A 7,913-nucleotide genomic window follows, 5' to 3' on the forward strand; every position below is an offset into this window, starting at 1 on the left:
GACCTGTCGCCCGCGCGGCAGGCGGCGGGTGTGACCCCGCCACCCTGCCGCGCCCTGGTCACCGGGTAGACCAGTTCTGGAACGCGGCCAGGTGATGCTGCGAAGCCAACCGCAACCGGCCGTAGACCTGCGTGACATCAGGAGCGCTCAGCCCATTCAGGCCGGCGGTGAGATCATCGATGTCGGTCTGCTCGACCGCCACGCCCGCCCGCAGCGCGGCGGCCTGGTCGCCCTGGCCCTGTGCCAGCAACTTGTCGTAGGTCGCCTGCACCGTCGGGTCGCTGAACTGCCCGGCAGGCTTGCCGGCTGTCGGGTCGGCGACGCCGTACCGGGCAAGCAGGGTCCGAACCGCGGTCAGGTGCCGGGTTTCGGATACGGCGATCCGGTCGAACACGACCACGTCGTACTCACCGGCGAACGCCGTGTACAAATCGTGCGCCAGCTTCTCCTCCTGCGCCATCGCACCCAGGGTCGTCTTCTCCTGCTCGGTGAGGGTGCCTTTCGCAGCGGTGATCAACGGGGCGAGGCAGGTACCGTCACGCGCGCCGGCCCCCATCATCCCGGAACCTCCCATGCCGTACCCGGAGCCCATACCGCCGCCGGCCCAGCCCGGCCCGGGGGTAGCCGCCGCCACTGGCTGGCCGGCGAACGGACCCATCCCGGCCAGTGCCGGCACCGCGACCCCACCAAGGCCGAGCGCACCCGCCGCCACCAGAACCGTCGCCCGGCGTGCCGACTTCCTCATCGTTTCCTCCATTCATCGATCCACCTGACACCCCTACCGTGGCCCCGCGCTGTGCGGGCCGGATGGAACCGATGTGGAGAACCCGTGGAGAACCACCGACGATGGCAGACAGCGTGCAAGTCCGGCGGGTTTCAGTAGTCCGGTGCTGTCGCATCGGGTATCCCGGTGCTTGCGCCCGTGCGGCACCTCAGAACGGCTCGGGGATTCGTCGCGGCGCGCCTCCACGCGCAATGGGTAAAGGTCCATGAAGCACCTCCCAGAATCACCTCCAGGACAGCGTCACCCGGCCGGGTACGGCAGAGTCTCAGGTCACGGAACGCGTGCGGCGGTCCACACCGGCGGCTTAGGGCCGGAAGTCCCTACTGGCCGGGGCGTCGGGGGGCCACGGTGGGTGGAGCCGAACATGAGGAGGGACGACGGTGAAGACATGGAGAGTCAGTGATGTGATGACGCGCGACGTGGTGTCCGTCGCCGAGGACGTGTCGTATCGCGATCTGGTGGACCTGCTGGTGGAGAAGCGCATCAGCGCGGTCCCGGTGGTCGACGAGTTCCGCCGGGTGACTGGAGTGGTCTCCGAGGCCGATCTGCTTCGCAAGATCGAGTTCGGGGGTGACGGCCAGCCCCGGATCTTCGAGAGCCGTCGTCGGCGGGGGGACCGGCACAAGGCGTCGGCCCGTACCGCGGCCGGTCTGATGAGCTTCCCGCCGGTGGTCGCGCTGGAGAGCACGCCGATCGCTGCTGCGGCACGGCTGATGGAGAGCAGCAGGGTCAAGCGGCTGCCGGTCACCGACGACATGGGCCGGCTGACCGGGATCGTGGCGCGCAGCGACCTGTTGCGGACCTACCTGCGCCCGGACAGCGAGATCGAGGCCGACATCCGGGCCGGTGTGCTGCGGGCCTTCCTGGCCGACGACACCGACGGCGTGACCGTCGAGGTGGATCAGGGAGTGGTCAGACTGTCCGGGCAGCTCGACCGCTGGTCGGCGACCGACATCGCTGAACGGATGGCCGGCCAGGTCGCCGGCGTGGTGCAGGTGAACTCGGCGCTGACCTACGCGCTCGACGACCACCGGGTACCCCCGCCGCCACCGTTCGCCAGTTACTGATCAGGGGCGCGGCGGGTTCGGTGGGGCGGGGCCGGTCGGCCCTGTTCCCGGCCGGGCCGACCGCGAACCATGGAAGACGAAGCGGAAAGGAGCATCGCCATGATGATGCACTACTACCCGCACTTCATGCCGATGGGAACCGGCTGGTCCGTGATCCTGCCGGCGCTTCTGTTGGCGCTGATCGTCACGACCCTGGTGGCCTGGAGGCCGCCACGCCGGGACGAGAAGGACCGCGCGGACCGGATCCTGGCCGAGCGGTTCGCCCGCGGCGAGATCGATGCCGAGGAGTACGAGCAGCGCCGGCGCACGCTCGAGCACGTTTGACGTACCTCATGAAGCTCAGTCAATGTCGACCAGTCGTCCCTGCGGGCCCGTGCCCGGTGTACGCCGCCCTGCGCCTGGTCCCCGGAGTGCTGTCCACCCTCGTCCGGGTCGCCCCCGAGTGCGGCCTGGTCCTCGACCCCGGAGCCCGCTGGTGAGCGCCTCGGCGGTCGTCGCCGGGCTGTCCCGTCTGGACCGTTTCCTGCCCCCCCCGTGGATCGGCGTGGCGATGGCCGCCGGACAGCCGTTCGGCCCCACCACGTACGGCCTTCGGCCCTGCCGTCCCCGACGGGGACCGGCGACACTGGTGGCAGCGGTGATCCGTGGGGCCCCGCAACCGGGAGTCTCCGCGGACCGTGGCTTCGCCGGGAGGGCAGAGGCGTGCGGGACAGCACACTATGGCGGATTCTCGCCGGATACGACGGATCGTTACCGGCCGGCACGGCGATCGAGGCGGGCGCCCGGCTGATGCCGACGGCGCAGGCACGGATCGCCTATCTGTGGACCCCACCGTTCGCCAGCGATGCCATGCGCCGCCGACTCTGGCGCAAGATCGGGGGCGTCGACGACTTCGTCGCCGCGGTCGAGCGCGAGGGAGAGGCCGAGGCGCGCCGGGTGGCCGCCGTCGGGGTCCTTCTCGCCGAGGGGTACGGCTGGAAGGCCGAGCCGCTGATCCGGCACACCTACAGCGGCGAGGGCCTGCAACTGGCCCGGCTGGCCGGACGGATCGGCACGGACCTGGCCGTCGTCGGGTCCCGGGGACTCGGCGGCGCCCGAGCGATCCTCGGCAGCGTCTCCGACATGTTCGTGCACTACGCGCCCTGCCCGGTGCTGGTCGTCCCGTACCCGCTGCTGCAGAACGACTGGGCGGCCCTGGCGGACGGGCCCGTAGTGGTCGGCTGGGACGGCTCCGCCGGTGCCCGGACGGCTCTGGAGACGGCTGGCACCCTGCTGCCCACTCGCCCGCTGGTGCCGGTGTTCGTCCGCGACGGCGACGAACCCGCCGGTGTGCCACCCGCGGGCCTGGTGACCCGGCCCGAGCGACCGGCCGTCCTCGAACACGGCAGGTCGGTCGCCGCCGCGTTGGTGGCCGAGGCCCGGGACCGCCGGGCTGCGGTGATCGCCGTGGGCTCGCTCGGCCGGTCGGCGCTGCGGGAGATCGTGGTCGGCAGTGTGGCCATGGCGACGCTGCACCACGCATTCCGGCCGGTGCTGTTCGTGCCGCAGAGTCATGACCCCGTCCCGGACGAGGGCGGAGAACCGTAAGGAGGTGGGTGATGGTCCATACCCGAACCTGGACAGTGCAGATCACCATCGACGAGCGCGAGGACGAGCGGCGTACCCGCGCGGTGGCCGTCCTGCGCACCGAGGCCCGGCCGCAGGTACGCGGCGAGGGAACCGCCCGCCGGGCGCCCCGGGACCGCGAGATCCCGGAGATCGGTGACGAACTGGCCGCCGCCCGGGCGCTGGCCGACCTGGCCTACCAGCTGCTGGACGTCACCGCTGCCGACATCGAGGAGGTCACCCACCGGCCGGTACGTCTGCCGGGTTGACGGCTCGCCGGATCCACGCCGGGGCCGCCACGGCGGTCCCCGGCCCGCTCGGCGGGATCGGGGCCGAACGGCCCTGACCGGACGGTGTGCGGCGCGCTGTGATGGAGACAGACGAATCGAGAGGAGGGGTCGGAGATGTCCACACTGTTGCCGTGGCTACTCGGCGACATGAGCGAGTCGTTCGAGGTCGACCTTCCGCGTTTGCGGACGGCGATCCGGATGGAGGAACGGATCACCGACCAGGAGTACGTGCTGCGCGCCGAACTGCCGGGCCTGGACCCGGAGAAGGACGTGCAGCTCAGCACCCTGAACGGGGTGCTGACCCTGCGTGCGGAACGCCGGGAGGAGAACCGCGAACTGGGCCGCTCCGAGTTCCGGTACGGCATGCTGTACCGCTCGTTGCGGCTGCCCGCCAACGCCGAAGAGACCGCGATCGCAGCCACCTACGACAAGGGAATCCTGGAGATCACGATCCCGCTGACCGCGCCCGAGAGGGCCGGACAGCAGATCGCGATCACCCGGAAGTGACCTCGGCGGACACCGGTCGACGCCCAGCGCCGGCCGGTGTCCGCGTGTCCCGCCCCGCCGGGACGTTCGGCCCTGCCCACCCGCGCGCGGGCGGGCCGACGCTGAGGACATGGCTGAGACGACGACGGTTCCCACCGAGGTCGACGAGCGCCGGCCCCCGGCCGAACTCTTCCGGTACCTGCGCTCCACGCCGACAGGCCTGCGCTCGCGCGAGGCGGCCCGCCGGCTGACCGTCCACGGCCCCAACGAACTATCCCGCCGTACCGTCCGGCACTGGCCGCGGCAGCTGCTCACCCAGTTCACCCAGCCACTGGCGGTGCTGCTCGTGGTCGCGGCCGTCCTGGCCTGGACCGGGCACAGCCCCGCGCTGGCCGTCGCGATCCTGGCGGTGGTCGTCCTCAACGCCGGATTCGCCTTCGCCCAGGAACAGCAGGCCGAACGCGCTGTCGAGGCCCTCGCCGCCTTCCTGCCCCTGACCGCCCAGGCGATGCGGGACGGCCAACTGGTCGATGTGCCGGCCCGTGACCTGGTGCCCGGTGACGTCGTCGTCATCGCCGAAGGCGACCGGATCTGCGCCGACGCCCGGCTGATCGACGGATCCGTGGCGGTCGACATGTCCGCCCTCAACGGCGAGTCGGCGCCGGTGGTCCGCAATGCGGACGGCGCCGTCGTCCCCGGGCCCCTGCTGGAGGCCACCGAGCTGGTGTTCAGCGGCACCAGCTGCACCGCCGGGCAGGCGCACGCCGTGGTGACCCACACCGGGATGCACACCGAGATCGGCCGGATCGCCGCCCTGTCGCAACGTGGCCACACCGAACCCAGCCCGCTGGAACGCCAGGTCCGGCACGCCACCTGGATCATCGCCGTCGTCGCGGTCACCGCCGGCGTCGCCTTCCTGCCGATCGGCGTGCTCGCCGGGCTGGGCTGGGCCGCCGCGATCAGCTTCTCGATCGGGCTCATCGTCGCCAACGTGCCCGAGGGGCTGCTGCCGACGATCACGCTCGCGCTGGCGGCCGGTGTGCGTACCCTCGCCCGGGCCGGCGCGGTCGTCAAGCGCTTGTCCGCGGTGGAGACCCTCGGCTCGACCACGGTGATCTGCACCGACAAGACCGGCACCCTGACCGAGAACCGGATGCGGGTCACCCGCGTCTGGTTAGCGGCCGGCGAGCACGACATGACGACGGCGTACGACGACGCGCTCTGCCGTGAACTGGCCGTCTGCGCGGCCACCTGCACCACCGCCCGCCTGGGCGGGGACGGCACACCGGCGGACACCGGGGACCCGACCGAACTCGCCCTGTTACGGCTGGCGGCGGCCCTGAAGACGCCGGTACGCGCCACCGACCGCGACACCGCCCGCACCACCCTGTACGCCTTCGACCCGCGGACCAAACTCATGTCCACTGCGGCCGGCCATCACCTGTGCACCAAGGGTGCCCCCGAAGCGGTGATCCCGCGGTGCACCGGCGTCCTGGCCGGCGACGGCCGGGACACCCCGCTCACCGCGACGCTGCGCGCCGACGCCCTCGCCGCCGTCGACCGGTACGCCCACGACGGCCTGCGCGTCCTGGCGGTCGCCCGCCGCGTCGCCGGCCAGGACCTGACGGCCGCCGGCCGGGACAGCGCCGAGACCGGCCTGACCCTGATCGGCCTGGTCGCCCTGCACGACCCGCCGCGCGAGGCGGTGCCCGCCGCGGTCGCCGCCGCCCACCGGGCCGGCATCACCGTCCACATCATCACCGGCGACTACGGGGCCACCGCAGCCCGGATCGCCGACTCGGTCGGTATCGGCGACGGCACCCACGTGGTGACCGGCGCCGAACTGGACCGGATGAGCGACGCCGACCTGGACGGTCTGCTGCGCGACGGCCGTGAGGTGGTCTTCGCCCGGTCCGCCCCGGAGGACAAGCTGCGCATCTGCGAAGCGTTGCGCGCCGCAGGAAACGTGGTGGCGATGACCGGTGACGGCGTGAACGACGCACCGGCACTGCGCCGCGCCGACATCGGTGTCGCTATGGGCCGCTCCGGCACCGGCGTGGCCCGGGAGGCCGCGACCATGGTGCTCACTGACGACAACTTCGCCACCATCGTCCGTGCGATCGAGGCGGGCCGCCGCGTCTACGACAACGTCCGCAAGTTCGTGTTGTACATATTCGCCCACGCCGTGCCGGAGGTCGTGCCCTTCCTGGTCTTCGCGCTTTCCGGCGGCACCGTGCCGCTGCCCCTGACGGTGCTGCAGATCCTCGCGATCGACCTGGGCACCGAGACCCTGCCCGCCCTGGCCCTGGGCCGGGAGCGCGCCGAACCCGGACTGATGGACCGGCGACCCCGGGCCCGTGGCACCGGCGTCATCGACGGCCGTCTGCTGCTGCGCGCGTGGGGACTGCTCGGGGTGACCTCGGCGGTCCTGGTCATGGCCGGCTTCTTCGCCGTCCTGTGGCGGGCCGGCTGGCATCCCGGCGCGAACCTGGACGCGGCCACCTACGCCCGGGCCACCACCATGACCTTCGCCGGCATCGTGGCCTGCCAGATCGGCACCGCCTTCGCCTCCCGCACCGACCACGCCTCGCTGCGGTCCATCGGGGTGTTCAGCAACCGGCTGCTGCTCGGCGGTATCGCCTTCGAGCTGGCGTTCGCCGCCGCCCTCATCTACCTGCCGCCCCTGCAGGCCGTGTTCGGCACGGCCGCCCTCGGCCTCGGCGAACTGGCGCTGCTGGCGCCGTTCCCCCTGGTGGTCTGGGGCGCCGACGAGATCTACCGCGCGCGGCGACGCCGCCGCGGCACCCGCTGCGTACCGGAGGAGTGAAACGTCATGCGAGTCCACGACATCATGACTACATCGGTGCAGGTCGTCACCCAGCGTGCCCCGGTCGAGGACGCCGTCGCCCTGATGCTCGCCCACGAGGTGACCGCCCTGCCAGTCGTCGACGCCCGCGGCTTGCTGACCGGCATGGTCAGCGACAGTGACCTGCTCTGGCACCGGGTACCCGCCGAACCCGGCGCGGACCCGGGCCTGCACCGGGACACCGACCCGTCGGCCCGGCCCACCCTGGTGTCCGAGGTGATGTCGGAACACCTGGTCGCCACCGAACCCGGCGCCGACGTGGCCGACGTCGCCCAACTGATGCTCGACCACGATGTGCGCAGCGTGCCGGTCCAGGCCGGCGGAGCGGTCGTCGGCATCGTCAGCCGCCGCGACATCCTGCGGGCGATGGTCCGCGACGACGGCGCGTTGCGGGCCGACGTCCAGCGGCGCCTGGACGACTACGCAGGCTGTCCCGGACGGTGGAACGCCGAGGTCCGTGCCGGCCTCGTGACCATCGGCGGCGTATGTCCCAACGAGCAGCAGCGCACCACGGTGGAGCTGCTCGCGCGTACCGTGCCCGGCGTCGCCGCCGTCGAATTGCAGCCGGTGGAGGCGGTCCCGGGCTGACCGGGCCGGTTCGCCATCTGCACGGCTGTCCGGCCGCCGCCGGGACTTTGGACCCTGCCTCGTGGGGATACGTCCGAGGCACGGTGAAGGAGAAGGGGCGACTAGCTCGTGTTTTGTAGATCTTGAAGGAAGATCTTGATGCTCCTCGATGTTGATCGAGACGCTATGAGCGCACGATTCGAACTCACCGACGCCGAGTGGGTTCTGCTCCAGCCACTGCTGCCGCA

Annotated in this window: 8 protein-coding genes; 7 read left to right on the forward strand and 1 reads right to left on the reverse strand. The window is 71.8% G+C overall.

Annotation, left to right across the window (positions count from 1 at the left end; genetic code table 11):
- Positions 1 to 58: 58 nt before the first annotated feature.
- The gene (locus QSK32_RS33700; protein WP_285474141.1) at positions 59 to 745 is read right to left on the reverse strand and encodes a ferritin-like domain-containing protein; all 687 of its coding nucleotides are present in this window, start codon (positions 743 to 745) and stop codon (positions 59 to 61) included.
- A gap of 419 nt (positions 746 to 1,164) precedes the next feature.
- Between QSK32_RS33700 and QSK32_RS33705 the strand changes: the two genes are divergently transcribed.
- The 7 genes from QSK32_RS33705 (at position 1,165) to QSK32_RS33735 (ending at position 7,686) form a co-directional block, all read left to right on the forward strand.
- Positions 1,165 to 1,851, forward strand: a complete 687-nt coding sequence (locus tag QSK32_RS33705; protein ID WP_285474142.1) for a CBS domain-containing protein — start codon at positions 1,165 to 1,167, stop codon at positions 1,849 to 1,851.
- 99 nt (positions 1,852 to 1,950) lie between these two features.
- Positions 1,951 to 2,175: an SHOCT domain-containing protein gene (locus QSK32_RS33710; RefSeq protein ID WP_285474143.1), complete on the forward strand. Its 225-nt coding sequence runs from the start codon at positions 1,951 to 1,953 to the stop codon at positions 2,173 to 2,175.
- A 378-nt stretch (positions 2,176 to 2,553) separates the two neighbouring features.
- The gene (locus tag QSK32_RS33715) at positions 2,554 to 3,438 is read left to right on the forward strand and encodes a universal stress protein (RefSeq protein WP_285474144.1); all 885 of its coding nucleotides are present in this window, start codon (positions 2,554 to 2,556) and stop codon (positions 3,436 to 3,438) included.
- Positions 3,439 to 3,449: 11 nt separating this feature from the next.
- The gene (locus QSK32_RS33720; protein ID WP_285474145.1) at positions 3,450 to 3,725 is read left to right on the forward strand and encodes a dsRBD fold-containing protein; all 276 of its coding nucleotides are present in this window, start codon (positions 3,450 to 3,452) and stop codon (positions 3,723 to 3,725) included.
- A gap of 135 nt (positions 3,726 to 3,860) precedes the next feature.
- Positions 3,861 to 4,253: an Hsp20/alpha crystallin family protein gene (locus QSK32_RS33725; RefSeq protein WP_285474146.1), complete on the forward strand. Its 393-nt coding sequence runs from the start codon at positions 3,861 to 3,863 to the stop codon at positions 4,251 to 4,253.
- Between the two features lie 109 nt (positions 4,254 to 4,362).
- The gene (locus QSK32_RS33730) at positions 4,363 to 7,059 is read left to right on the forward strand and encodes a cation-translocating P-type ATPase (protein ID WP_285474147.1); all 2,697 of its coding nucleotides are present in this window, start codon (positions 4,363 to 4,365) and stop codon (positions 7,057 to 7,059) included.
- A gap of 6 nt (positions 7,060 to 7,065) precedes the next feature.
- Complete coding sequence (locus tag QSK32_RS33735) at positions 7,066 to 7,686, forward strand: CBS domain-containing protein (RefSeq protein WP_285474148.1); 621 nt, start codon at positions 7,066 to 7,068, stop codon at positions 7,684 to 7,686.
- Positions 7,687 to 7,913: the final 227 nt, after the last annotated feature.

Origin of the sequence: Actinoplanes sp. NBRC 101535 (assembly GCF_030269225.1) — a bacterium.
Taxonomy (GTDB): Bacteria; Actinomycetota; Actinomycetes; order Mycobacteriales; family Micromonosporaceae; genus Actinoplanes; species Actinoplanes rectilineatus.

Coding starts and splice junctions, on each gene's coding strand:
- QSK32_RS33700 (WP_285474141.1), bottom strand. CDS start 745: ATGAGGAAGTCGGCACGCCGGGCGACGGTTCTGGTGGCGGCGGGTGCG.
- QSK32_RS33710 (WP_285474143.1), top strand. CDS start 1,951: ATGATGATGCACTACTACCCGCACTTCATGCCGATGGGAACCGGCTGG.
- QSK32_RS33720 (WP_285474145.1), top strand. CDS start 3,450: ATGGTCCATACCCGAACCTGGACAGTGCAGATCACCATCGACGAGCGC.
- QSK32_RS33725 (WP_285474146.1), top strand. CDS start 3,861: ATGTCCACACTGTTGCCGTGGCTACTCGGCGACATGAGCGAGTCGTTC.
- QSK32_RS33730 (WP_285474147.1), top strand. CDS start 4,363: ATGGCTGAGACGACGACGGTTCCCACCGAGGTCGACGAGCGCCGGCCC.
- QSK32_RS33735 (WP_285474148.1), top strand. CDS start 7,066: ATGCGAGTCCACGACATCATGACTACATCGGTGCAGGTCGTCACCCAG.